The following is a 26652-nucleotide window of genomic DNA, read 5'->3' on the forward strand; positions in this document are numbered from 1 at the left end:
GATGGCGCCTCCTATCATCGCGCCGGGGCCGTGCGCGAGCTCGCTCAGGAGCTGTCGATCACCCTCCAACCGTTGCCCGCCTATAGCCCAGACTTCATGCCGGTGGAAGCGCTGTGGCGATGGTTACGCGAGGAGGTCACCTACCATCATTGTCACGCCACGGCCGAGGAATTGGTTCAACGGGTCAACCACTTTGTTCACACCATCAATGCCGATCCCTTCGCCATCGCTGACCGACTCTGGACCAAAACTACGCTCGATCCAGAGGAAGAGAAATTACGCATCCCGGCCTAGTCGAGGTTTAAAAAAGGCTGAGCGTGATTCGGCCCGTTCGCTCAGGGACGCAACACCTACATCGACGGATCAGGGGCGAAGGGATCCTGACCAAAACCGCTGGGCGCGGCCTTGTATGGCTCGCCCGGCAGCGAAAACTCCGGCGCCGCGGGTTCAGCCTCGGGAATCTCGACGGGCACGGCCCGACCGTCCGGGCTCAGACGGACTACGGTCGGTTCGCCTGGCTGCCCGTCACTCGGTACGATGGGCTCGGGAGCTTGCGTCATGGAATCGTCCAGTTGCGCAGGCTGAGCAAATGGATCGGACGCCATTGGTGCGTCGGGAGGTGTATCCGGGCTTGGTACCGACTCGGGCAATTCGTCGAACAACGCCGGCCTGGGGGATAGCGGTTGCGGTTCCGGCGGCGTGGGATCGACAGCGTTCGGATCGAGCGTCAGTTCGGGGGCATCGGTCAGGACATAGAGCAGACGCTGATCGAGCCGTGCCCAACGGCGCCGGTCTTCCGAGACCAGAAAGCGCAGCGTGGTTCCGTCATCGGACTTGAGCGCGACCGGCGCGCCGCTCGGTGTCTCGGCTAGCACCTCGACGCGCTCGGCGTGCAGTCCCATCAGGTCGTTCAGCGTTTCGGGCGTCAGTGGTACGCCGCCCAGCCGTCCGAAGACTGGACCGAATCCACGCGGCACCAGTTGCGGCGAGACATAGTCGATGGGTGGTGCGATCAGCAGATGGTAAAAGCGATCCTGGATCAGATGCACCAGTCCCTCGCTGGCGACATAGCGCGTCTGACCGATGGGGTCGGTTACGCCGAACTGGAGTTCGCGCGCATCCAGTGCCAGTCTGAGTCTGACCGGTGACAGTCCAAGCTCGCGCAAATCGACGCTCTGCGCTGGAAAGCTGCGTTCGACCGGCGCTTCCAGCAGACCGAGCAGTTGGGTGACACGGCCATTGTCGGCATCGACCTGAAAGGGCGTCTCCAGGCGCCAGCCGATGGCGGTCTGGATCAGTGTGATGGTCGGCTCACCTGTGCGCGCGATCTCGACGCGATAGAGATCGGCGACAGCCAGGTCAGTCAGTGTCGGAACGAAGCGCGTGCGTTCGAGTTCGGCGCGGATCGCGACGACGAGCACGGCCAGTACGACCAGCAGTAGCCCATTGATCAGCCAGCGTCCGCTCATCGTCCTCTCCAGCGAGACCAGCGCATCGCCAAACCGCCGATCAGGAATAGGCCCGGCAGCAGCCCCACCGCGCCCAGGCCGATCAGGGTCCGCTGCGTTGCGTCCAGCTCCAGCGGTTCGGCGACGGTGGGTAGCGGCGGGAGTTCCGGCAGATCCTCGCCCTCGCTCAACCAGCGCAACAGCGCCAGACCGAGTGCCCGATTGCCCTGGCGGTTGAGATGCGCATTGGACAGAAAATCGCCGTCGCCCACCACCACCAGACGCTGCTCACGCTCACTCTCGGGCAGTGTGCGCGCCAGCGCCAGCACCACCGGCAGCGGGCCGGCGCGCTCGCCGACCACCTCGTCGCGCGTGAGCGGACCAGCAAGCGTGCCGGTCTCATTCCAGCTCTCGGTGCCGCTGCTCAGATAGGTCGACAGCATCCAGCCGGGTGCAACCTGAGTCTCGAAACCCAGAGCGCCGGGCAGCAGTGCTGGCGCCACTAATCCTTTGGTCAATGGATGTTGCGGATAGTCGGCGATCAGGGCGACAGCAGGCGTCCCCAGCCCGAGAGACGCGGCATCAGGATCGACCATCTGGCCGGGCAGGGGGGTGAGGCCCAGATGCTCCAAGAGGGGTTCGAGACCGCTCGGCGGACCTGGGTCCATCAGCCACAGCAGATGGCCGCCACGATCGAGAAAGTCGATCAGGGCCTCGACTTCACCTGGAAAGGGCGGCAGTCGGGGTTGGCTGAGCACCACCAGTCCCGTGTTGTCGGGAACGACGCTGGCCGTGGCCAGATCCAGCGGGCGCGCGATCAGGCCCAGCTCGACCAGCTCCCGTCCCAGCCGTCCGAGATCGGCGTCGTACTCGCCACCGATGGCTCGCTCGCCATGTCCCTCGATGACCGCCACCCAGGCATGACGTGCGCGGGTCAGACGGGCGATGGCCGCCGAGATGGACCGCTCGCCGATCTCAGTCAGAGTCTCGCGCCGGCCACGATATTCAATCAGGATCTGACCCTGGAGTGAGACCTCGGCCTCGCGCGCCTGCTCAGGGAAGCGTCGCGGGTCCAGATAGCGGATCTCCAGATCAGGGTTGGCCTGTACATAACGTTCCAGCAGTTGACCGATCATTCGGGCCAGCGGCGATGACGGGTCGGCGAAGACGGTCAGGCGCAGTGGCGCCTCCAGCCGTTCGAGGATGACGCGACTCTCAAGGGTCAACTGATGGCTGTCGGACTGCGTCCAGTCCCAATACTGGTCGTGCCGTGCCACCAGCCAGCCCGAGGCGACGACACAGCTCAGCAGCAACAGTGTAAACAGCGTGTCGGCGAGCGCGCGCTCGAAGCGATGGATGAAGGCTTGGATCGCCTGCGCGCGCGTTTTCATTGCAGCCGCCGGTTGGCCAGACGCCGGTGGGTCAGGGCCAGAAAGAAGCCCGTGAACAGCGCGAAATACGTCAGATCGCTGAGACGCACGGCGCCGAGCAGGAACCGGAACAGATGCTCGTTCCAGGACAGCCAACCGAAGAGCGAAAGGGTCTGAGCCGTGAGCGACTCGGCACGCCCGATGATCGAGAACAGCAGCAAGACGCCAAAGGCAATCAGCACCGCCGCGCCGGGTTGGTCAGTGAGGCTGGAGGCTTGCAGACCGATGGCCCCGAAGAACAGGGCCGCCAGCCACAGTCCCAGCGTGGCCGCTGCCACCTGACCCAGGTCGAGCGAAGTCACATTGGTCAGGAGCGCCAGATTGGCCGCCGGCAGCAGACAGAGCGGGGTGATCAGCACCGCGAGTCCGATGAACTTACCGAGCAGAATCTCGACCAGACGCACCGGAGCGCCGGCGAGCAGATCATAGCCACCCTCGCGAAACTCCGCGCTCAGCATCCGCATCGCCAGCAGTGGTGCGGCGAGCATGGCAAGCACGGCGGCAAAGCCAAAGAGGTTCAGACAGAGTTCCTGGGTGAGCGAGGCGAGCCGTTGCTCGGCATCCAGACCGCTGAAGTTCTCGACGACCTGGAGAAAAATCCAGGCCAGCACCACCTGTCCCACGCCCAGCAGCACCCAGAGCAGCGGCGTGACCAGTCCGCTGCGGATCTCGCGCGCGGCGATGGTCCCGATCATGCCTGTTCCTCCGCGCCGATGAGATCGAAGAAGGTCCGCTCCAGATCGCTTCGCTCAGGGATCAGCTCGAACAATTCCAGGTCCGCCTGCAGGATGGCGCGCGCCAGATCGGCCGAGGAGGCTTCGTCTCGCACATGGACCTGGAACTGATGTGGCCCGGTGGCGATCGCGCCGGCGACCGGGGCCAGTGCGTTCAGGTGCATGACATCGATGTCCTCGCCCAGGCGCACCCGCCAGAGATTGGTTGGACGTGCCGCGCTCGTCTCGGCATCGAACCGCACCCGTCCCTGATGCAGGATCATCACCCGGTCGCACACCGACTGGACTTCGGGCAACAGATGGCTGGAGAGGATGATGCCGGTGTCCTGTGCCAGTTCGCGAATGAGTCCGCGCAGCTCGCGCATCTGGACGGGATCGAGTCCCTCGGTCGGCTCATCGAGGATCAGCAGCGACGGGCGGTGCAGAATCGCCTGGGCCAGACCCAGCCGCTGGCGGTAGCCTCTGGAGAGCTTGGCGATCAGTTGCCGGCCCTGATCTTCCAGGCCGCAGCGCTGTTTGGCGGTGGCCACGGCGTCGGGAATGGCGCGCCGGGGCAGACGGTGGAGATGGGCGCAATGGGTCAGATATTCGTCGACCCGCAGCTCGGGATGCAGCGGCGGGCGCTCGGGCAGATAGCCCAGATGGCGTTTGGCGGCCAGTGGACGGCGCGCCAGATCGATACCCTGGATCTCGATGCAGCCCGAAGTCGGGGCGAGCAGCCCGCTCAGGAGGCGCAGACAGGTGGTCTTGCCCGCTCCATTCGGCCCGAGCAGACCGAGTACCTGCCCACGCTCCAGGCACAGATCGACGTTGGACAGGGCCGAATGGCGTCCGAAGTCGCGGCTGAGATCGGTGACGCGAACGAGTGTCTCCATGGTCGCGCGAAGATAACCGGTCTCAGCCGTCTTGCCAAATCGTTCGGAGCACGGCTATTTCGTCTTGGCGCCTGCGGCGTGGGTGCTATCACGAGATGTGTCCGACTACCGGGATGCGGCTTGCGACCATGGCCATCTTGATGAGCCTAACCGGTGTTTGGTGCGAATGTACCGAAAAAGCGCTCCCGTCTGCATAAACCGCCCTACAATAGTCCGTTTAATCCATCGTCCACGGCGTTCGTCCAACCATGTCCGAGTCCGCAAGCTTCGAAGACCTGCTCAATGAGTTCGACCAGACCCACCCACAGGCCCAGAAAGGCGAGCCGGCCATGGGTGACAAAGTCAGCGGCACCCTGATCGCGATCGGCGAGGAATTCGCCTTCGTCGATTTGGGCGCTAAGTCCGAGGGCCGGCTCGATCTGGCCGCGATCCGCGACGCTGAGGGTCAGCTCAAATACGCTGTCGGCGACACCGTTGAGACCCATGTCACCGGCAAAGACGAGGAGAGCGGCATGCTTCTGCTCGGCAGTCAGCACGGGCACAAGTACCACGGTCTCGACGAGCTCGAACGCGCCTATCGTCAGGGACTGCCGGTCCAGGGTCAGGTGACGGGCGCGGTCAAGGGCGGCGTCGAGGTCCAGGCGGCCGGTGTGCGCGCCTTCTGCCCGGCCTCGCAGATCGATATCCGCTTCATCGAGGATCTGTCCGAGTTCGTCGGCCAGAAGCTCGACTTCCGAATCACCAAGTTCGAGGGCGGACGCCGGCCCAATCTGGTGGTCTCGCGTCGCGCGCTGCTGGAAGAAGAGCAACGCATCAAGGCCGAGGAACTGCGCGCCCAGCTCAAGGAAGGCGCCGTCCTCACCGGTACCGTAACCTCGCTCAAGGACTATGGCGCCTTCGTCGATCTCGGCGGACTGGAGGGCATGATCCACATCAGCCAGCTCGCCTTCGGCCACGTCAAGCACCCCAAGGAGGTGTTGCAGCCCGGCCAGCAGGTCGAGGTCAGTGTGCTGCGCATCGAACCGGCGACCGATGGCAAGAAGCGCGAGAAGATCGCGCTCTCGATCCGTGCCCTGAGCCGCGATCCCTGGCTCGACGCGATCGAACAGTTCCCGGCAGGTACGCGCGTCCAGGGTCGAATCGCGCGCTTGCAGCCATTCGGCGCCTTCATCGAGCTGGCACCTGGTGTCGATGGACTGGTCCACATCAGCGAGTTGGGTGCCGGTCGGCGCGTCCAGCACCCGAGCGAAGTGCTCAAAGAAGGCGAGGAGGTCACGGCGACCGTGCTCGGCGTCGATCTGGAGCGTCGGCGCATCAGTCTCTCGCTCGACGAGAACCGTGAGGTCGATGCCTCCGCCGCCGTGATCATCGCGGCCTCGGCCAAACCCGCCGCTAAGCCGGCCGAGAAGACCATGGGCAGCTTTGGCGCCCTGCTCCAGGAGAGCTTCAAGAAAGGACGGTGAAGCCGCCGTTCTCAACGATGGACGCCGGGTGTCCAGCGCATTCACAGCGGCCACTGGCGCTCTATGTCCATCTGCCCTGGTGCGTGAGCAAGTGCCCCTATTGCGACTTCAACTCGCATCCGGGCCGCGACGCACCGCCGTTCGATGCCTATGTCGAGCGGCTGCGGCTGGATCTCGAACTGGAGCTGCGCGAACCGGCGGCCTGTCGTCCGATCGCCTCGATCTTCATCGGCGGCGGTACGCCGAGCCTGTTTCCAGGTCCGGCCATCCGCCGTCTGCTCGACGGCCTCCGCGCGCGTGTCGAATTGCTCCCGGACGCTGAGATCAGCCTGGAAGCGAATCCAGGCACGGTCGATGCCGGCCATTTTGCCGCCTATCGCGAGGCCGGCGTCAATCGGCTCTCGATCGGCGTGCAGAGCCTGTCGGCGGAGCATCTGAAGCGACTCGGTCGCCTTCACACGCCGGAAGAGGCGCGGGCGGCGGTTCAGATTGCACGCGCGCAGGGGTTCGACAACCTCAACCTGGATCTGATGTTCGGCCTGCCCGCTCAGACGCTGGAGATGGCGCGCCTGGATCTGGAGGCGCTGATCGAACTGGACCCTGAGCATGTCTCCTACTACCAGCTCACACTGGAGCCGGACACGGTCTTTGGTCAGCGTCCACCTGAACTGCCGGAAGCGGATCTGGCCGCCGAGATGGGACTGGAAGGTGCCGCGCGTCTGGAGGCAGCGGGCTACGGACGTTATGAAGTGTCGGCCTATGCGCGTCCCGGACGGCAGTGTCGGCACAATCTCAACTACTGGCGCTTCGGCGACTATCTGGGCATCGGTGCTGGCGCGCACGGCAAGCTGAGTGCCGTGAACACACGCATCTGGCGCACCGAAAAACCGGCGCATCCGAACCACTATCTGAAGGCTGATCCAACCCAGCCGCTCGGCATTCGCTACGATCTGAGCGACGCTGATCTGATCCTCGAATTCGCCCTGAATGCCCTGCGTCTGACGCACGGCTTCGAGCCGGAGCTGTTCACGGCAACCACCGGCTTGCCCTGGTCGCGGATCGCCGCCACGCTGGAAGCGGCCGCCCGCGATGGCCTGCTGAGTCTCGGCCCGGAGCGGATCAGGCCCACATCGCTCGGACGCGATTTTCTCGACGATCTTGTCGGTCGCTTCCTATCGGTGTAACCTCGCGCGGTTCGCAATGATTGCGCGCGTTGCTGCAAGCTGGTAGATTTGCACGTTTACCAAGAATTCTCACGCCCATACGGGCAAAAGGGCCATCATGAAAGAAGGAATCCACCCCGAATACCATGACGTGAAGGTGGTCTGCAGCTGCGGCAACGCCTTCGCGACCCGCTCCACGAAGGCGGAAGAGATGCATGTGGAAGTCTGCTCCGCCTGCCATCCTTTCTACACCGGCAAGCAAAAGATGCTGGATACGGCCGGTCGCGTCGACAAATTCCGCCGCAAGTACTCGCGTTAAGACCCAGCACCTTTCGTCGATCACCCGCCCCGGCTGAATCAGGCTGTTGCCTTCGGCCAAAGCGGGTGTTTTCGTTTTCATCGGAATCACTCGTATTCAGGGTGATTCGAGATCGCTTTCCTCGATCGATCGAATGACATCCATTTGACTCGCCGCCCGTGCGCGACGATCATGGCGCCTGTTTGCCCGCCCGCGCGCGTTCCGCTCCGTCACCCCGCTGTTAATTGACCCGGAAGCTCGTCGACCCTGGGCGCCTTCCATCTCTCATGCGGAGACCATTGTGACCGATTCCGAGAACAAGGCTCATCTGGACGCCGACCTCAACCGCCAGGCCCTCGACTTCCACGCCCTGCCACGACCGGGCAAGATCGGCACCGAAGTCACCAAGCCGGCCGCGACTCAACACGATCTTTCACTGGCCTATACGCCGGGTGTCGCCGAACCTGTGCGCCAGATCCACGCCGATCCAGATCTCGCCTACCGCTACACCAACAAGGGCAATCTGGTCGCGGTCATCACCGACGGCACCGCCGTGCTCGGTCTGGGCAATGTCGGCGGACTGGCCGGCAAGCCGGTGATGGAAGGCAAGGCGGTGCTCTTCAAGCGCTTCGCCGACATCGACTGCTTCGACATCGAGGTCGACGCCGAGAGTCCGCAGGCTTTTATCGAGACCGTGGCGCGTATCGCCCCGACCTTCGGCGGCATCAATCTGGAAGACATCGCGGCCCCGCACTGCTTCGAGATCGAGCAGGCGCTCATTGAACAGCTCGACATCCCGGTCTTCCACGACGATCAGCACGGCACCGCCATCATTATCGCCGCCGGTCTGCTCAATGCGCTGGAGCTGCAAGGCAAGACGCTGGCCGAGGCGCGCATCGTGGTGCTGGGCGCCGGCGCGGCCGGAATCGCCGGCGTGCGGTTGCTCGTGGCGCTCGGTGCGCCGCGTGACCACATCTTCTGCGTCGACCGTCAGGGCATCATCCATACCGGGCGGCAGGATCTGAACCCCTACAAGCGGGGTGTGGCGGTCGAGACTGAAAAGCGCACCCTGGCCGAGGCCATGGACGGCGCGGATGTCTTCATCGGCGTCTCCGGGCCGGATCTGGTCGCGCCCGAAATGCTCGCGGCCATGGCGCCGCGTCCGATCGTCTTCGCTCTCTCCAATCCGGTGCCCGAGATCCGTCCAGCCGTGGCAATGGCCGTGCGCGACGACCTGGTGATGGCCACCGGGCGCTCGGACTATCCGAACCAGATCAACAATGTGCTTGGCTTCCCCTTCATCTTCCGCGGTGCGCTCGATGTACGCGCCTCGCGCGTCAATGAAGCCATGCAGATCGCCGCCGTCGAGGCGCTGCGCACGCTCGCCCGCGAGCCGGTGCCGGCGGAGGTGCTGGACGCCTATGGATTGCAGGAACTGAGCTTTGGCCCAGACTACATCATTCCCAAGCCATTTGATCCGCGTCTGCGTGAACGGGTGCCGGCCGCTGTAGCGCGCGCGGCCATCGACAGCGGCGTGGCGCGTCTCGCGGAGGATCTATGACGAACGAAACCATCACCGTCACCAACAACCTTACCGGCGAGAGCCGCGATTTCCCCTTGCGCCAGGGTACCCTGGGGCCGCAGGCGGTCGACATCTCCTCGCTGTACAGAGAGTCCGGATTCTTCACCTATGATCCGGGCTTCATGTCCACCGCGAGTTGCAACAGCCGCATCACCTATATCGACGGCGAAGAGGGCATCCTGCTCTATCGCGGTTATCCCATCGAGCAATTGGCGACCAAGGCGAGCTTCCTGGAGGTCGCCTATCTGCTGCTCTACGGCGACCTGCCCGGCGAGAAAGAGCTGTTCAGCTTCGAGCGGTTGATCATGCGTCACACCATGCTCAACGAGAACCTGAAGAACTTCCTCAACGGCTTCCACTACGACGCTCATCCCATGGCCATGCTCATGGGCGTCGTCGGGTCGCTTTCGGCCTTCTATCACGATTCGCTCAGTATCAATGATCCGCATCATCGCGAAATCGCCGCGCATCGCCTGATCGCCAAGATCCCCACCATCGCCGCGGCCGCCTACAAGCACAGCGTCGGTGAGCCGATCATCTATCCGCGCAACGATCTGCGCTATTGCGCCAACTTCCTGCGCATGATGTTCGCCACGCCCTGCGAGGACTACAAGCCGACCCTGATCGCCGAGAAGGCGATGAATCTGCTGTTCATCCTCCATGCCGATCACGAGCAGAACGCCAGTACCTCGACCGTGCGTCTGGCCGGAAGCTCGGGCGCCAATCCCTTTGCCTGTATCGCGGCCGGCATCGCTTCGCTCTGGGGACCGGCGCATGGCGGCGCCAACGAGGCCGTGCTCGACATGCTGCTGGAGATCGGCGACGTCAAGAACGTGCCGCAGTTCATCGAGAAGGCCAAGGACAAGGACGATCCCTTCCGGCTGATGGGCTTCGGCCATCGGGTCTACAAGAACTATGACCCGCGCGCCAAGATCATCCGCGAGGTCTGTCATCAGGTGCTCGAAGAGCTGGCCATTGACACCAACAATCCGCTGTTCGAGCTGGCGATGAAGCTCGAAGAGATCGCGCTCAACGATGAGTATTTCGTCGAGCGCAAGCTCTATCCGAACGTCGACTTTTATTCGGGCATCATCTATCAGGCGCTCGGCATCCCGCGCAACATGTTCACCGTCATGTTCGCCGTGGCGCGCACCGTCGGCTGGGTTTCGCACTGGATGGAGATGATGGACGACCCCAACAACCGCATCGGCCGGCCGCGCCAGATCTACTGTGGGCCGAGCCAGCGCGACTATCTGCCGATCTCCAAGCGTTGAGCCGCTTCGAGCATCCGCTCCACCTCCGCGAGATCCGCGCCCAGGTTGGGCCGGTCGGTGATCGGATCGAGCGGAGGCTGGCGTCGGGCGCGCGGCGGCAGCACGATCAGCTCGAACGGAATGCCGCCGGCCAAAAATCCAAAGGCAGGATGGGCGAGTCGCTGTCCGCTGGCATAGCGCAGCGTGCGCTCGCCCTCGCGCCAGGGGATGCCCCGCTCGACGAGCGCAAAGAGCACGTCTTCCGGTCGATCGGCAAATAGGAATAACTCCACGCCCTGCTGCCGGTCGCTCACGTCATGCAGGGCCGGGCCGATCAGGCGTGGCTTGAATTCCTCGAACATCCGCATCGCTTGGACGGCTTCACGTCTGAGCGATTGACTCTCGTTCGTGTGTTCAGTATCCAGAAACAGTCGGCGCTGCGCCAGAACCGCCTCCTTGAGCTGCGCGTTCGAGGGCCACTGCCGCCGGTCCGAGATTCCGGTGCGCTCGGCGGCCTTGCGTCGCGCCGACTCGAAGTCGGTCAATCCCTGATCCACGATGATCCGCGCGGCCTCATAGGCCAGGCGCTCACGTTGGGCATTGGCGCGATCACAGTTCGACATCGAGCACTCTCCGGTGAGTTGTTTTTGTGCAACATTTGGTATTTAAGTCAAGCGCGCAATCGACATCAGGGATGATGTGTCTATAATGATTCGTGGTATTTCTCGAACTTCGGTATCCTTCAGCCGTTACGAGTCTTTAGATCGCCCACTTCGCGACGGATCACGACCAGCGAGATCACTATGTTTGGCCTCACGCGCAAAAACAGTCCGCTCCTGGGGATCGACATCAGTACGACGGCCATCAAGCTGATCGAACTGTCACGAACCGCTACGACGCCAGCGCCGCGCTTTCGCGTCGAGCATTACGCCATCGAACCGCTTCCCAGCACGGCCATTGTCGAAAAAAAGATCGTCGACCCCGAAGTGGTCGGCGATTGCATCCAGCGCGCACTGTTGCGCTCGGGCGCCAAGACCAAGCGCGCGGCCGTGGCTCTCGCGGGGGCGGCGGTCATCACCAAGGTCATCAACCTGCCCGCCGTACTGAAGGACGCCGAGATGGAGGCCCAGATCCAGATCGACGCCGACCAATACATCCCCTATCCACTCGAAGAGGTCAATCTCGACTTCAACGTCATCGGCCCTTCGCCCAACGATCCCTCGCTCGTCGAGGTGCTGCTGGTCGCCTCGCGAAGCGAGAACGTGGATGATCGAATCAGCGTCCTGGAGAGCGCGGATCTCACTCCCATGGTGGTCGATGTCGAGGCCTATGCCATGGAGAATGCCTGCTTGATGCTGATGGGCGCCCAGGGCGATGAAAAGGGCGCGCCCATCCTGGGTGTCGTGGATGTTGGCTCTTCCACCACCACGCTGCATGTGCTCAGCGCCGGTCGGATCATCTATACGCGCGAGCAGAATTTTGGTGGTCGACAACTCAAAGAAGAAGTCCAGCGCCGCTATGGTCTCACGGACGAACAGGCCGCGCAGCAGATCCGCGACGGCAATGTCGCCGATGCTTACGAGAGCGAGGTGCTCAACCCGTTCAAGGAAGCCCTGGCCCAGCAGATCGGACGGGCGCTTCAGTTTTTCTATTCAGGAACGACGTTCAACAGTGTCGACCGCATCCTCCTGTCAGGTGGTTCGGCCAGCCTCCCGCGCGTCGATGCCCTGGTGGAGGAGCGACTCAAAATCCCCACCTCGGTCGCCAATCCATTCAGCCAGATGTCGTTCTCACCCCGTATCAACTCTCAGCAACTCATGCGTGAGGGGCCGGGGATGATGGTGGCGGTCGGCCTGGCGCTGCGAGGGTTCGACTGATGGCACGCATCAATCTACTGCCCTGGCGTGAAGCCGCGCGCCAGCAGCGCCGGCAGGAATTTCTCACCCTGCTCGGCGCCGCGCTGGGCCTGACCTTTATCGGCGTCGCGCTGGTACATTTCTATTTCGAGGATCGGATCAGCGGTCAGCAGACCCGCAACCAATACCTCAAGACCGAGATCGCCAGCCTGGATCGCAAGATCAAGGAAATCAACGAAATCGAGAAGACCAAGGCCGATCTGCTCTCCCGCATGGACATCATTCAGCGTCTGCAGAAGAGTCGCCCCGAGATCGTGCGTCTCTTCGATGAGTTGGTGACGGCACTGCCCGAAGGGGTCTATCTGACCAAGTTCGAACAGTCCGATCGAACCATCACGCTCGAAGGTCGCGCTCAATCGAACGCGCGCGTCTCGGCCTTCATGCGTCGGATCGAAAGCTCGAAATCCATCGGGCAGCCGCGCCTGATGTTGATCGAGAACAAGGACAAGACCGACACTGGACTCAGTCATTTCCGTCTCTCGTTCAATCAGATCAGCCCGGAACCCGAGGCTCCAGCCGAAAAACCGGCCAAGCCAGCTAAAAAACCGGCCCGCAAGGCCTGATCGAATCCTCTGAGGCGAGCCAACCAGCCATTCGAACGAGAGCCGGCGTATGGATATCAACGACCTCAACCAACTCGACTTCAACGACTTCGGCGAATGGCCAAACCCGGTCAAGGGGGTCGCCATCCTGATCGCCTGCGTCGCCCTGGGTGGTCTGGCCTACTATTACGACACCAGCGGCCAGCTCGATCGGCTCGCCGGCGAGCAGAAGACGGAATTGGAGCTGCGCACGTCCCTAGCGACCAAGCAGCAGAAGGCCGCGAACCTGCAAGCCTATCGCGATCAGCTCGCCGAGATGGAAGAGTCCTTCGGGGCCATGCTCAAGCAGTTGCCCAATCGCACCGAGGTGGCTTCGCTGCTCGTCGATGTCTCGCAGACCGGGCTGGCGAATGGGTTGGAGTTCGAACTCTTTCAGCCCGAGAACGAGCAGGTGCGGGAGTTCTACGCTGAGTTGCCGATCCGCATTCGCGTGCGCGGCCAATATCATGATTTTGGTCGCTTCGTCAGCGGACTGGCGGCGTTGCCGCGCATCGTCACCATTCATAACGTGCAGGTCACCGATGGGGACGAGTCTCTGGTGTTGCAGGCGACGGTCAAAACCTATCGCTATCTGGAAGATGAGGCGAAGTGATGATCACGCATCGACTTCAATGGTTTTGGTTAGCGGTCGTGCTGCTGCTCGCCGGCTGCGGCGCCAATGACACGAGCGATCTGCAAGCCTATGTGCGTCAGGTCAATGCGCGTCCTCCCGGCCCGATTGAGCCGCTGCCCGAGATCGAGCCCGTCGAGACCTTCGTCTATGAAGATCTCGAACGGCGTGATCCATTTCAGTCGGATGCGCAGTCGGAGCCGGAAGAGTTGGCCGCGATCGACGGTGGTCCGGCACCGGACCCCAATCGACCCAAGGAAGAACTCGAAAGCTATCCGCTCGACTCGCTGCGGATGGTCGGCACGCTGGAGCAGGACGGCACGCGCTGGGGCCTGATCCGCACCAAGGATGGTGTCGTGCACCGTGTCACGGTAGGCAATTACATGGGCCAGAACCATGGTCAGATTGCCACGGTCGACCTGGACGCCATTCAATTGAACGAAATCGTCTCTGACGCCCCTGGCCAATGGCGCGAACGCGCGGCCACGGTTGCGCTGACCCAATGAGATTCTGGAGGGGGACCGCCACATGAACAGTCCATGTCAGAGCGCGCGCTCGGCTGAGTGTGAATACCGTAATAGTCGGGGCCGGCGCTCCTGGGCCTTATTGCTACTGGTCCTGGCGGCACCGGCGTTGGCCACGAATCTCAAAGACATCCAGTTTGCGTCTCTTCCCGGCAATCAGGTTCAGATCCAGTTGAATCTGAGCGGCCCGGTTGCTCAACCTCAAACCTTTGCCACCGAGTCGCCGGCGCGTATCGCCATGGATCTGCCGGGGGTGAACAGCCAGCTTGCCAACAAATCCATTCCGATCGGACTCGGCCCGGTGCATAGTCTGGTGGCGGTCGAGGCCAGCGATCGCACTCGCGTGGTGCTCAATCTGATCGATCCGGCTCCCTACGAGGTCAGCACATCCGGCAACCAGATCACCATCAAGATCGCCGCTCAGGGGCGTACGACACGGCTGCCGCCTCCGGCTCCGGCGCAAGCAACGCGAACGGCGGCCAATGCACCAGCCTGGACTCAGCCAGCCCGATCGCGTCAGGCGGCTGGTGCGGGGCCGGCTGTGCGCGACATCGATTTTCGGCGCGGTTCGACCGGCGAGGGGCGGGTTGTCATTCGGCTCCCGAATCCTGAGACGCGGGTGGCGGTGCGCGAGCAGGCCAGCCGTGTCTATGTCGATCTGTATCAGACGTCTCTCCCGCAGCGGCTGTATCGTCGGCTCGATGTTGTCGATTTTGCCACGCCTGTGACCATGGTTGAATCGCGCCCTAATGGGGCCAATGTTGAGGTCGAAGTACAGACTCAGGGCGATTTCGACTACATGGCGTATCAGACCGATGAGTTGTTTACGCTCGATTTCAGGGCGCTTACAGCGGCAGAGAAGGAAGAGATTGCGCGTCAGAAGGTGGTTTACGATGGCGAGCGTCTGTCGCTGAATTTTCAGGATATCGAGGTGCGGGCCGTGTTGCAGGTGCTCGCTGATTTCACGGATCTCAATCTGGTGGCCAGTGATACCGTTGGCGGAAATATCACGTTACGCTTAAAGAACGTTCCCTGGGATCAGGCGCTGGATATCATTCTCAAGACTAAGGGATTGGACATGCGGCAGAATGGCAATGTCATGATGGTAGCGCCGGCGGAAGAAATTGCCGCGCGAGAAAGGCTTGAAATGGAATCGCTGAAGCAAGTCGAAGAGCTTGCTCCGCTACGAACTGAATTTGTGAAAATAAATTATGCTAAAGCGGCGGATATCGCTATTTTTCTTCAGGGTGGAGGAAGTCAAAGTTCAGGCGTTTTGCGTGATCAACAACAGAAGGACGCTAGAGGCGGCAGCACTCAAAGCGCAATTGGAACAGAAACATCCATGAATTTTTCTCAGGAGAGAATGCTTTCTCCTCGTGGAAGAGCAACGGCTGATATCCGCACGAATACGCTTGTTATAGTTGATACAGCGGCTCAAATTGAAAAAATACTTCAAATTATTCCAAGGCTTGATGTTTCGGTTCGACAGGTAATGATTGAGTCTCGTGTGGTGATAGCAAATAATAGCTTTGCTCGAGACCTTGGAGTAAGGTTTGGTGTTTCAGGTTCTATGGGTTCGTTCAAGGGAAACGAACTGCTTATTGCAGGTGGACAAGATGGCAATCTTGGTCTTTCTGGATTTGATTCAGGGCCATTTGGACTCAACTTGGATACTGACAGTCGTTATAATTCCACTTTAACAGATAATGCTGGTAATTCGACTTTGATTACCAACTTGCCAGCGATCGATGCCTCTGGTTCGGTCAACTTTTTAATCGGTAAAGTTGGATCCTATCTTCTTCAGCTTGAATTGTCTGCAATGCAACGCGAAGGTCGTGGAGAGATCGTGTCTAGCCCGAGAGTGATTACGTCAGATCAAGCGCCAGCCGTTATTGAAGTCGGAAAAGATATACCGGTCACAACGCCTGGCTCAGCAAATACGCCGGCAACTGTTAAGTATCAAGCGGCGACTTTGAAGTTAGATGTAACGCCACATATCACACCAGATAGCAAAATCATAATGGATTTGCTTGTCAATAAAGATGAGCCCGATTTTACTTATACGGTTCAAGGTAATCCTTTGATTAATAAACGCCAAGTTAAAACCTCCGTGCTGGTTGATAATGGCGAAACTGTCGTTCTCGGTGGCGTTTTTGAACGTGAAAAAACGTTTAGCAAGGAGCAAGTGCCTTGGCTCGGAGATATCCCGGTTCTCGGGCACTTGTTCAAACGGGAAGCCCGCCAAGACGTCAATTCAGAGTTGCTGATCTTCGTAACGCCCAAAATCCTGAAGGGCGACCTGATCGAACAACAATGAGATCTGCGCTTCCATGGCCGCGAATCTGCGCCGCCATCGGCGGCGGCCTTGCCTAAGCGCTCAAAATCTGGCATACCTTCCGCCATGTTACGTGCACAGAATATTTTCATCGTCGGGCCCATGGGCGCCGGCAAGAGTACCGTCGGACGTCAACTGGCCGAGGCGCTGTCCTACACCTTCAAGGACAGCGACCACGAGATCCAGCGCCGAACGGGTGTCGATATCCCCACCATCTTCGAGTTCGAAGGCGAATCGGGCTTCCGCGCCCGCGAACGCCAGGTCATCGAAGAACTGGTCGCCGAAGAGCGAATCGTGCTGGCCACCGGCGGCGGCGCCGTGCTGAACCCCGAGAACCGCCAGGATCTCTCGGCGCGCGGCGTGGTCATCTACCTGCATTGCAGCCCCGAGCAGCAATACACCCGCACTGCCCGCGACCGCAACCGCCCGCTGCTCGAAACCGAAGACCCGCTCAACCGCCTGCGCGAGATCATGGACGAGCGCGAACCGCTCTATCGTCAGGTCGCCGATCTCGTCGTCTCGACCGAAAAACGCGGCACCAGCTCAGTGGTCAAGGAAATCTGCCGCCGCCTGGAGTCCGAGGACGTCTAACCATGCGAACCCTGACCGTTGAACTCGGGGCACGCAGCTACCCCATCCACATCGGCTCCGGCCTGCTCAACAATCCCGATCTCTACCGCCCACATCTGAGCGGCTCGCAGATCATGATCGTCACCAACGAGACGGTCGCTCCGCTCTATCTGGAGCCGGTCCGCCAGGCGCTGGACGGATTCCAGATCCGTGAAGTCATCCTGCCCGACGGCGAAGTCTACAAAACGCTTGAAGTCTGGAACCGGATCTTCGACGCGCTGCTCGCCGAGCGTTTCGCGCGCGACTGCACCCTGATCGCTCTGGGTGGTGGCGTGATCGGCGACATGACCGGCTTTGCGGCCGCCTGCTATCAGCGCGGGGTCGACTTCATCCAGGTGCCGACCACGCTGCTGGCCCAGGTCGATTCCTCGGTCGGCGGTAAGACTGGCATCAACCATCCCGCCGGCAAAAACATGATCGGCGCCTTCCATCAGCCGCGTGCCGTCATCGCCGACACCGACACGCTCGGCACCCTGCCTCAACGCGAACTCTCAGCCGGTCTGGCCGAGGTGCTCAAATACGGCTTCATCCGCGACGCTGAGTTTCTCGACTGGCTCGAATGTCACATCACCGGTCTGATGTCGCGCGATCCCGATGCCCTGGCCCATGCCATCTGGCGCTCCTGTGAACTCAAGGCGCAGATCGTCGCCGAGGACGAGTTCGAGTCCGGCTGCCGTGCGCTGCTCAATCTCGGTCACACCTTCGGCCACGCCATCGAGACCGGTGTCGGCTATGGTGAATGGCTGCACGGCGAGGCGGTCGGCGCGGGCATCTGTCTGGCGGCGGCGCTCTCGGCGCGGCTCGGCTGGCTGACCGAGGCCGAGGTCGAACGCACGCGCCGTCTGATCGCCAGCGCCAGTCTGCCGACCGAGCGTCCCGCCGATCTCGCACCCGAGCGGATGCTGGAGCTGATGGCCGTGGACAAAAAGGTACTCGCCGGCCAATTGCGTCTGGTGCTGCTCACGCAGCTCGGCGAGGCCATCGTCACCAGCGACTTCGACCGCGACGCTCTGGCAGACATCCTGGCTTGAGTGCTGGCCCAGGTTCACTTCCGGCGTCCCCGCAGAGTTCAACACCCGGCTGACGCCTGCCCTCATCGCAGTGACAGTCGACGTGTGTTTGGTCACATTATTTGACACTTTCAAGCCGTGAATGCTGGCATGACCAGTGCAACAGGGTTATGATTCACGGTTCTCGATTTCAATCCGTTCAGGTACTCAAGGGTCTGCGCGACCCAAGCGCCCGCCATCCGGCGCCCTCACAGCCTGTTCGCTGAAGTCTGATCACCCTGGATCGAGCGGCTTCGGTCACCCCGAAACCCCAGCGGCCTAGACAGACCCCGCGTTCAAACCGCTTCCAGATCGGCATCCTTTCATCCCAGGTATCAAACGAGGTCAGCGATGAGCCTTCGTGCCCTACCACCCGCACAGGGTCTCTATGACCCATCCAATGAGCGCGACGCTTGCGGCGTCGGCTTCGTCTGTCACATCAAAAATCACAAGAGCCATGCGATCGTCCAGCAGGGCCTGGAGATTCTGGAGCGTCTCCATCACCGTGGCGCCGTGGGCGCGGACCCGAAGGCCGGCGATGGCGCCGGTATTCTGGTGCAGATTCCGGACGCCTTTCTGCGCGCCGTGCTCGACTTCGAGCTGCCGGCGGTCGGTGAGTATGGCGTGGGCATGGTGTTTCTGCCGCGTGAGGCGGAGGCGCGTGCGCGCATGATCGAGACGGTGGAGCGCCATCTGACCGAAGGCGGTCAGTCGGTGCTGGGCTGGCGCGATGTGCCGGTCGATAACAGTGACCTGGGGCCGAGTGTGCTGCCTTCAGAGCCTGTGGTGCGCCAGGTGTTCGTGGCGCGCGGGACGAACTGTCCGGATCAGGAGAGCTTTGAGCGGCGGCTGTTTGTCATCCGCAAGCGCATGGACAATGCGATCCGGGCGGCGGGCTTCGATAAGACGGCCTATTACGTGGTGTCGATGTCTTCGCGCACGCTCAACTATAAGGGGATGCTGCTGGCCGATCAGGTCGGGAAGTATTACCTGGATCTGAGCGATGAGCGGTTTGTGTCGGCGCTGGCGTTGGTGCATCAGCGGTTTTCGACCAATACCTTCCCGACCTGGGATCTGGCCCAGCCGTTCCGCATGATCTGCCATAACGGGGAGATCAATACCCTGCGCGGCAATGTGAACTGGATGGCGGCGCGCCGGCATACGATGCGTTCGGAGATTCTGGGCGAGGATCTGGATTCGATCTGGCCGCTGATTCCGGAGGGGCAGTCGGATTCGGCCTGTTTCGACAATGCGCTCGAGCTGCTGGTGATGGGCGGCTATTCGCTGGCGCATGCCATGATGATCCTGATCCCGGAAGCCTGGGCGGGTAACAAGCAGATGGACGCTGAGCGGCGGGCGTTCTATGAGTATCACGCGGCGCTGATGGAGCCCTGGGACGGGCCGGCGGCGGTGGCCTTCACCGATGGGCGTCAGATCGGCGCGACGCTCGACCGCAATGGCCTGCGTCCGGCGCGCTATCTGGTCACCAACGATGATCTGGTGATCATGGCCTCGGAGATGGGTGTGCTCGATATTGCTGAGGAGCGCATCATCAAGAAGTGGCGCTTGCAGCCGGGCCGGATGTTCCTGATCGATCTGGAGCAGGGGCGCATCATCGATGACGGCGAGCTGAAGACGGAGCTGGCGGCGGCGCAGCCGTATCGTGAGTGGCTGACCCGCACCCAGATCCATCTCGATGAGCTGCCGACCAATGTGGCACCGATGGCGCCGGATGCCGAGACACTGCTCGATGCACAGCAGGCGTTCGGCTATACGCAGGAGGATGTGAAGTTCCTGCTGACGCCGATGGTGCTGACGGGTCAGGAGGCGATCGGATCGATGGGGGCGGACAATCCGCCGTCGGTGCTCTCCAGTCGCGCCAAGCATCTGTCGACCTATTTCAAGCAGAACTTTGCCCAGGTCACCAATCCGCCGATCGATCCGATCCGCGAGGAGTTGGTGATGTCGCTGGTGTCGCTGATCGGGCCGCGCCCGAATCTGCTCGGCATCAATGAGGCGGGCAAGCATTGGCGGCTGGAGGTCAGTCAGCCGATTCTGACCAATCAGGATCTGGAGCGGGTGCGTCATATCGAGGACAACTCGGGCGGGGCGTTCCGGACCAAGAATCTGCACATGGTCTATGCCGCCGACGATGGGGCCAAGGGCATGGCCAGTGCGCTGGAGCGGCTGTGTCAGGAGGCTGAGGCGGCAGTCCTGGCCGGCTATAACATCCTGATTCTCTCCGACCGCAATACCAACCGCGACAACATCGCTATTCCGGCACTGCTGGCGACCTCAGCCGTGCATCATCATCTGATCCGGCGCGGGTTGCGTACCAGTGCCGGTCTGGTGGTCGAGACCGGCGCGGCGCTGGAAGTGCATCACTTCGCGACGCTGGCCGGCTATGGGGCCGAGGCGATCAATCCCTATCTGGCCTTCGATACCATTCAGTCGCTGCTCGCGCGTCTGCCCGAGCCGCTAACGTTTGAGGAGGCCCAATACCGCTATATCAAAGCGATCGGCAAGGGACTGCTCAAGGTCATGTCCAAGATGGGCATCTCGACCTTCCAGTCCTATTGCGGAGCGCAGATCTTCGATGCGGTGGGGTTGAGCAATGACTTCCTGGAGCGCTATTTCACCGGCACTCACAGCCGCATCGAGGGTGTAGGTTTGCCTGAGGTCGCGGCTGAGGCGGTGCGTTGGCACAGTCAGGCCTATGGCGGCGAGCAGATCTATCGTCAGCATCTGGATGTGGGCGGAGACTATGCCTATCGGGTGCGCGGTGAAGACCACATCTGGACGCCTGAGACCATCGCGAAGCTCCAGCACGCCACGCGCGCGAATGACAGCAAGACCTTTGCCGAATTTTCGCGTCTGGTCGATGAGCAGAACGAACATCTGCTGACGCTGCGCGGGCTGATGGATTTCCGGTTTGCGGAGACGCCGATTCCGCTGGAGGAGGTCGAGCCGGCGCGCGAGATCGTCAAGCGTTTTGCGACCGGAGCGATGTCGTTCGGGTCGATCAGTTATGAGGCGCATTCGACCCTGGCCAAGGCGATGAATGCCATCGGCGGCAAGTCGAATACCGGTGAGGGTGGCGAGGAGCCGGAGCGCTTCAATCCGCTGGCCGATGGGGCGCGGAATCCGGAGCGTTCGGCGATCAAGCAGGTCGCTTCGGGGCGCTTTGGCGTGACGACCGAGTATCTGGTCAATGCCGACGACATCCAGATCAAGATCGCCCAGGGCGCCAAGCCGGGCGAGGGCGGTCAGTTGCCGGGGCACAAGGTCAATGCGCAGATTGCGCGGGTGCGCCATTCGACGCCGGGCGTGGGACTGATTTCGCCGCCGCCGCATCATGATATCTATTCGATTGAGGATCTGGCACAGCTGATCCATGATCTGAAGAACGTCAATCCGCAGGCGCGCATTTCGGTCAAGCTGGTCTCTGAGGTCGGAGTCGGCACGGTGGCGGCCGGGGTGTCCAAGGCCCATGCCGATCATGTGACGATTTCGGGCTATGACGGCGGTACCGGGGCCAGTCCGCTGACCTCGATCAAGCATGCCGGGTCGCCCTGGGAGATCGGGTTGGCCGAGACCCAGCAGACGCTGGTGCTCAATCGCTTGCGTGGGCGCATTGCAGTGCAGGTCGATGGCGGGCTGCGCACCGGGCGTGATGTGGTGATCGGCGCGTTGCTGGGGGCCGATGAGTTCGGCTTTGCCACCGCACCGCTGATCGTCGAGGGCTGTCTGATGATGCGCAAGTGTCATCTGAACACCTGTCCGGTGGGGGTGGCGACCCAGGATCCGGAACTGCGCAAGAAGTTCACCGGTAAGCCGGAGCATGTCATCAACTATTTCTTCTTCATCGCCGAGGAAGTCCGGCAGTTGATGGCGAAGCTCGGGTTCCGCACGCTGGAGGAGATGATCGGGCGCTCGGATCGGTTGGAGATGCGCCGGGCGATCGAGCACTGGAAGGCGCATGGACTGGATTACAGCCGTTTGCTGGCGCGTCCCGAAGTGCCGGCGGAGGTGGCGATCCGTCACGCTGAGCTTCAGGATCATGGGCTGGACAAGGCGCTGGATCATACTCTGATCCGTCAGGCCGAGCCGGCGCTGGAGCGCGGCGAACCGGTGCGCATCGAGACGCCGGTGCGCAATTTCAACCGCACCTTCGGTACGCTGCTCTCAGGACGCGTAGCCGAGCGCTATGGTCATGCAGGGCTGCCGGATGACACCATCCAGATCAAGGCCAGGGGCACGGCGGGTCAGTCGCTGGGCGCCTGGTTGGCGCGCGGCGTGACGCTGGAGCTGGAAGGCGAGGGCAACGACTATGTCGGCAAGGGACTGTCGGGCGGGCGGATCATCATCTATCCGCCGGCGGAGTCGGCCATCGGGCGCGCGGAAGACAATATCATCGTCGGCAATACCGTGCTCTATGGGGCCATTACCGGGGAGTGTTTCTTCCGGGGTGTGGCCGGGGAGCGCTTCTGTGTGCGTAACTCAGGGGCGACGGCGGTGGTCGAGGGTGTCGGCGATCATGGGTGTGAGTACATGACCGGCGGCATCACGGTGGTGCTGGGTCCGACCGGGCGTAACTTTGCGGCGGGCATGTCGGGCGGTGTGGCCTATGTGCTGGATGAGGCGGGGGATTTTACCGACCGCTGCAATCTGGCGATGGTCGAGCTGGAGCCGATCGCGGAGGAGGACGCGGCACTGGAGGCCAATGGCCATCAGGGCGGCGATCTGGAGACGCATGGTCGGGTCGACATCACGCGCGATATGACGCGCCATGATGCGCGGCGGTTAAAGCTGTTGATCGAGCGCCATCTGGAGTACACCGATTCAGCCGTGGCGCGGCGGATCCTGGACGACTGGGCGAACATGTTGCCCAAGTTCGTGAAGGTGATGCCGGTCGATTATCGACGCGCGCTCCAGGAGATGCAGGCCAATCAGAGCCGTCCGCCGCAGACGAACAAGCCTTTGAAGGGGATCGTTGAACATGGGTAAACCAACCGGTTTCATGGAATACGCCCGTGATGACCGGCGCTATGCGCCGGCTGGGGATCGGGTGGTCCACTATGATGAATTCGTTATTCCGCTGACGGAGTCGAAGCTGCGCGAGCAGGGCGCGCGCTGCATGGACTGCGGCATTCCGTTCTGTCATCAGGGCTGTCCGGTCAATAACATCATTCCGGACTGGAACGATCTGGTGTATCGCGGGGATTGGCAGGCGGCGATCGAGGTGCTGCATTCGACCAATAACTTCCCGGAGTTCACCGGGCGCATCTGTCCGGCGCCGTGCGAGACCTCCTGTACGCTCAACATCGATGACCATCCGGTCACGATCAAGACCATCGAGTGTGCGATCGTGGATCGGGCCTGGGACGAGGGCTGGATCAAGCCGCAGGTGCCGGCACGACGCACGGGCAAGCGGGTGGCGGTCGTGGGATCGGGGCCGGCCGGGCTGGCCTGTGCGCAGCAGTTGGCGCGGGCCGGGCATCAGGTGGCGATCTTTGAGAAAGCCGATCGCATCGGCGGACTGCTGCGCTATGGGATTCCGGACTTCAAGCTCAACAAGAAGCTCATCGACCGGCGCATGGCGCAGATGCGTACCGAGGGTGTGGAGTTCCATACCAATGCCCATGTCGGGGTCGATATTCCAGTGAGCCAGTTGCGTGCGGACTATGACGCGCTGGTGCTGGCCGGTGGCGCAGAGCAGCCGCGTGATCTGCCGGTGCCGGGGCGTGAGCTTGCGGGGATCCATTTTGCGATGGAGTTCCTCAAGCGCAACAGTCAGCGGGTGCAGGGCTCCTATGTGCCGGATGAGGCCTTCATCAGTGCGCAGGGGCGGCATGTGCTGGTGATCGGCGGCGGGGATACCGGATCGGACTGTATCGGCACCTCGAATCGGCATGGGGCGGCGTCTGTGACTCAGGTCGAGATTCTGGATCGACCGCCCGAGAAGGAGGACAAGGGCCTGACCTGGCCGAACTGGCCCAATCGGATGCGCACCTCCAGTTCGCAGGAGGAGGGCTGTACGCGGATGTGGAACTTCGCGACCAAGGGCTTCGTCGGCGATGAACAGGGTCGGGTCAAGGCCGTCAAGTATTGTCTGGTGCGCTGGGACAAGGATGCTGAGGGGCGCTGGCGGATGGAGGAAGTACCGGGCAGCGAGGGTGAGCTGAAGGCGGATCTGGTGTTTCTGGCGATGGGCTTCATGCATCCGGTGCAGACCGGGATGCTGGAGCAGCTTCAGCAGGGCGCGGGTCTGGTGCTCGATGGACGCGGGAATGTCCAGGGTTCGACCGAGGGCGCGACGGCCTATCAGACGTCGGTCGATGGGGTGTTCTGTGCCGGGGATATGCGCCGCGGGCAGTCGCTGGTGGTCTGGGCCATTCGCGAGGGGCGGCAGTGTGCGCGCTCGGTCGATGCGTGGTTGATGGGACGCTCGGATCTGCCGCGTTAGCGCACCGCGCGCATCCCCTGTCTTGCGACCGAAAAAGGCGACCACTTGGTCGCCTTTTTCGTTGGTGGCGCGGCTCTGGCTCAAAAGGCGACGTTCAATCCCCGGACCTTTCGGCGGAAATCCTCGGTCACGGACTCGATGTCCTGATCGCTGGCGATGACCTTGGGGGTGAGGATGACGACCAGTTCGGTCCGGGCCGCGGTCTTTGAGGTCTGACCGAAGAGTCCGCCTATGATCGGCAGGCTGTAGAGACCAGGAACACCCTGCGTTCCGTCTGAGCGTGCATCCTCGATCAAGCCACCCAGCACCACGGCCTGGTTGGAGCGCACGGCCACCGAGCTGGTGATGGTGCGCTTCTTGAATGATGGCGAATTCAGGTTAGAGGCGTCCTGTTCCAGCACCGTGCTGACCTCTTGCTCGATCTCCATCTGTACCAGCCCGCCCGGTGTCACGCGCGGCTTGACCGTCAGAATGACGCCCGTGTCTTTGTAGGAGATGGTGGTATAGGTGCGATCAGTCGCCGACAGGCCATCCTGCTGCGAGGTGGCGATCGGGACTTCCTGACCGACCTGGATCTTGGCGGTCTGGTTGTCCATGACCATGACGGATGGCGAGGACAGCACGTTGAGCAGGTTATCGCCGGCGAGCGCGCTCAGCGTGGCCTTGATCGTGGTCGGGTTGGAGACCAGCGCCCAGTTGAAGCCGGGGAACATGGTGCCGATGGCCGAACTCGTGGAATCATCCAGGGTTCCATCCAGAGAAGCAAAACTCTTGCCATCGCTGGCCGGACCGAACAGCTCCCACTGCACGCCGTATTTGAGATTGCCGGCGAGCGTGATCTCGACGATGGTCGCCTCGACCAGCACCTGGAGCGGCAGGATATCGAGCTGCTTGAGCGCGTCGAGGATCTTTTTGTAATCGCGCGGCGAGGCCCGCACCAGCAGCGAATTGTTGACTTCATCCGCAACGATATTGACGCTCGATGACATCTCGAGTTCGCGCGATGAGGCACTTTGACGGGTCGTTTGATTCTGGCTGGTGTTGGAATTCGTGCCGCTGCCCGTGCTCGTCCCGCCGATGCTCGATGAGTTACCGAGTCCGGGCGCGACATTGCCGACCGAAGACTTGCGCGTATTACTGCCGCTGCCGCCGAAGAGTTGCGACAGGATGTCGGCCAGACTCTCGGCGTTGCTGTGCTTGACCCGATAGACATAGAGTCGCTCGGAGCTGTCGCTGCTGGCCTCGGCCATGTCCAGCCGTTCGATCCAGGTGCGTGCCTGCTCGAGATAGCTTGCCTGAGGCGAGACGACCAGGAGCGCATTGGAGCTTTCGACCGGGATGAAGCGGAAGATGCCCTTGAGCGGATTGCCGCCCTCGTCGGCGAGCAGGCTTTCGAGCTGTTTAGCCACATCCTGGCTCTTGGCGTATTCGAGCACGAAAAAGCCGACCGAGAGCCCCGACATCCAGTCGACGTCGAAAACGCGAATGGTATCGAGCAGGTTGCCCATTTCGGGACTGGTACCGGCGATCACCAGCAGATTGCGTAGATTGTCGACACGGATGACGCTGCCCTCGGGCGCCAGAGGCGTGAGGATGCTGTTCATCTCCTCCGCGCCGATGTAGCGCAGCGGCACCACCTGCACGCTGTAGCCATTGGGCAGCGCACGGTTCGAGTCACCGAGCTGCGGGGTCACGCGGCCCTGGACGGCATTGGCCAGCGGCAACACTTCGTAGCTGCCATCCGTGTAGACGAGTGCTGCGTTGTTCATGCGCAGCAGGGTTTCGAGCGTGGGCAGCAGATCCTCGCGGCGCAGCGGGCGGCCGGTCTGGAGCGAGGTGGCCCCCTGGACGGCTGGATGCAGCACATAGTTGACCTTGAGCAGATCACCCAGAATGACCTTGACCACTTCGCGGATGTCGGTGCCGTCGAAGTTCAGCGTGACGTCACCCGGCGCGGTATCAACCGTAGGGGGCGCGACCCGGCGCACGAACGAACCGCTGCCGCGCTGCATGATCTCGCTGCTCTTGGGGCGTGCCTCATCGCCGCCAATGGCGATGGTCTCGGCGCCGCCGCCGCCGCGCTGCTTGAAGTCTTCACGCTTCTGTGTCTGATCGGCATCGATGATGTGTCCATTGGCATCGCCGATCTTGACCGTTGGATCCCAATACGCACGCTCGCAGCCGTACAGCCCGATGATAAGGCTGATCGACAGGGCGACGCGCAGCCCATGTCCGAGCGGATGCGTGCGCTTGGCAGTGTGATGGAAATACATG

21 protein-coding genes are annotated in these 26652 nt (G+C 62.0%); 15 read left to right on the plus strand and 6 right to left on the minus strand.

Annotated features, from left to right (window positions below; all coding sequences use genetic code 11):
• Positions 1-294: transposase (locus tag GJ668_RS14845; RefSeq protein WP_186343029.1), on the plus strand; the 294-nt coding region annotated here is incomplete at its 5' end.
• 56 nt (positions 295-350) lie between these two features.
• Here the strand turns inward: GJ668_RS14845 and GJ668_RS14850 are convergent.
• From GJ668_RS14850 to GJ668_RS14865, 4 genes are read right to left on the minus strand one after another with little or no spacing between them, the layout of a single operon-like run.
• Positions 351-1469, minus strand: a complete 1119-nt coding sequence (locus tag GJ668_RS14850; protein ID WP_155450919.1) for a hypothetical protein — start codon at positions 1467-1469, stop codon at positions 351-353.
• A complete protein-coding gene (locus GJ668_RS14855; RefSeq protein ID WP_155450920.1) occupies positions 1466-2839 on the minus strand; it encodes a GldG family protein in 1374 nt (457 codons plus the stop codon). Before GJ668_RS14855 ends, GJ668_RS14850 begins: the two co-directional genes overlap by 4 nt.
• Positions 2836-3573 (minus strand): ABC transporter permease, encoded by a 738-nt coding sequence (locus GJ668_RS14860; RefSeq protein ID WP_155450921.1) that lies wholly within the window; start codon positions 3571-3573, stop codon positions 2836-2838. Before GJ668_RS14860 ends, GJ668_RS14855 begins: the two co-directional genes overlap by 4 nt.
• A complete protein-coding gene (locus tag GJ668_RS14865; RefSeq protein ID WP_155450922.1) occupies positions 3570-4487 on the minus strand; it encodes an ABC transporter ATP-binding protein in 918 nt (305 codons plus the stop codon). The genes GJ668_RS14860 and GJ668_RS14865 overlap by 4 nt, the downstream gene beginning before the upstream one ends.
• Before the next feature lie 248 nt (positions 4488-4735).
• Here GJ668_RS14865 and rpsA point away from each other — a divergent pair, with 248 nt between their 5' ends.
• The 5 genes from rpsA (at position 4736) to GJ668_RS14890 (ending at position 10267) form a co-directional block, all read left to right on the plus strand.
• Positions 4736-5950 (plus strand): 30S ribosomal protein S1, encoded by a 1215-nt coding sequence (gene rpsA / locus GJ668_RS14870; protein ID WP_155450923.1) that lies wholly within the window; start codon positions 4736-4738, stop codon positions 5948-5950.
• A 17-nt stretch (positions 5951-5967) separates the two neighbouring features.
• Entirely contained in the window at positions 5968-7134 is a 1167-nt protein-coding gene (hemW, locus tag GJ668_RS14875) for a radical SAM family heme chaperone HemW (RefSeq protein ID WP_155450948.1), read from the plus strand.
• A gap of 97 nt (positions 7135-7231) precedes the next feature.
• Positions 7232-7432 (plus strand): 50S ribosomal protein L31, encoded by a 201-nt coding sequence (rpmE, locus tag GJ668_RS14880; protein ID WP_155450924.1) that lies wholly within the window; start codon positions 7232-7234, stop codon positions 7430-7432.
• A 280-nt stretch (positions 7433-7712) separates the two neighbouring features.
• Positions 7713-8972 (plus strand): malic enzyme-like NAD(P)-binding protein, encoded by a 1260-nt coding sequence (locus GJ668_RS14885; protein ID WP_186343126.1) that lies wholly within the window; start codon positions 7713-7715, stop codon positions 8970-8972.
• Positions 8969-10267 (plus strand): citrate synthase, encoded by a 1299-nt coding sequence (locus tag GJ668_RS14890; protein WP_155450925.1) that lies wholly within the window; start codon positions 8969-8971, stop codon positions 10265-10267. The genes GJ668_RS14885 and GJ668_RS14890 overlap by 4 nt, the downstream gene beginning before the upstream one ends.
• Here the strand turns inward: GJ668_RS14890 and GJ668_RS14895 are convergent.
• Positions 10243-10869: a hypothetical protein gene (locus tag GJ668_RS14895; RefSeq protein WP_155450926.1), complete on the minus strand. Its 627-nt coding sequence runs from the start codon at positions 10867-10869 to the stop codon at positions 10243-10245. The two genes, GJ668_RS14890 and GJ668_RS14895, sit on opposite strands and share 25 nt — an antisense overlap.
• Before the next feature lie 180 nt (positions 10870-11049).
• Here GJ668_RS14895 and GJ668_RS14900 point away from each other — a divergent pair, with 180 nt between their 5' ends.
• The 9 genes from GJ668_RS14900 (at position 11050) to GJ668_RS14940 (ending at position 24378) form a co-directional block, all read left to right on the plus strand.
• Positions 11050-12123 (plus strand): pilus assembly protein PilM, encoded by a 1074-nt coding sequence (locus tag GJ668_RS14900; protein WP_155450927.1) that lies wholly within the window; start codon positions 11050-11052, stop codon positions 12121-12123.
• Positions 12123-12725 carry a PilN domain-containing protein gene (locus GJ668_RS14905; RefSeq protein WP_155450928.1) on the plus strand — a complete coding sequence of 201 codons (603 nt, stop codon included), beginning with the start codon at positions 12123-12125 and terminating at the stop codon, positions 12723-12725. Before GJ668_RS14900 ends, GJ668_RS14905 begins: the two co-directional genes overlap by 1 nt.
• Before the next feature lie 49 nt (positions 12726-12774).
• The gene (locus GJ668_RS14910) at positions 12775-13356 is read left to right on the plus strand and encodes a type IV pilus inner membrane component PilO (RefSeq protein WP_155450929.1); all 582 of its coding nucleotides are present in this window, start codon (positions 12775-12777) and stop codon (positions 13354-13356) included.
• Positions 13356-13880 (plus strand): pilus assembly protein PilP, encoded by a 525-nt coding sequence (locus GJ668_RS14915; RefSeq protein WP_155450930.1) that lies wholly within the window; start codon positions 13356-13358, stop codon positions 13878-13880. The genes GJ668_RS14910 and GJ668_RS14915 overlap by 1 nt, the downstream gene beginning before the upstream one ends.
• 22 nt (positions 13881-13902) lie before the next feature.
• Entirely contained in the window at positions 13903-16215 is a 2313-nt protein-coding gene (locus GJ668_RS14920) for a type IV pilus secretin PilQ (protein ID WP_155450931.1), read from the plus strand.
• 84 nt (positions 16216-16299) lie between these two features.
• Entirely contained in the window at positions 16300-16824 is a 525-nt protein-coding gene (aroK, locus tag GJ668_RS14925; RefSeq protein WP_155450932.1) for a shikimate kinase AroK, read from the plus strand.
• Between the two features lie 2 nt (positions 16825-16826).
• Positions 16827-17894 (plus strand): 3-dehydroquinate synthase, encoded by a 1068-nt coding sequence (gene aroB, locus GJ668_RS14930; protein ID WP_155450933.1) that lies wholly within the window; start codon positions 16827-16829, stop codon positions 17892-17894.
• A 369-nt stretch (positions 17895-18263) separates the two neighbouring features.
• Positions 18264-22919, plus strand: a complete 4656-nt coding sequence (gene gltB / locus GJ668_RS14935) for a glutamate synthase large subunit (RefSeq protein WP_155450934.1) — start codon at positions 18264-18266, stop codon at positions 22917-22919.
• Complete coding sequence (locus GJ668_RS14940; protein ID WP_155450935.1) at positions 22912-24378, plus strand: glutamate synthase subunit beta; 1467 nt, start codon at positions 22912-22914, stop codon at positions 24376-24378. Before gltB ends, GJ668_RS14940 begins: the two co-directional genes overlap by 8 nt.
• A gap of 80 nt (positions 24379-24458) precedes the next feature.
• On the opposite strand, the gene gspD is transcribed toward GJ668_RS14940, so the two are convergent.
• Complete coding sequence (gene gspD / locus GJ668_RS14945; protein ID WP_155450936.1) at positions 24459-26651, minus strand: type II secretion system secretin GspD; 2193 nt, start codon at positions 26649-26651, stop codon at positions 24459-24461.
• Position 26652 lies beyond the last annotated feature (1 nt).

This window comes from Allochromatium palmeri (genome assembly GCF_009720725.1).
GTDB lineage: Bacteria > Pseudomonadota > Gammaproteobacteria > Chromatiales > Chromatiaceae > Thermochromatium > Thermochromatium palmeri.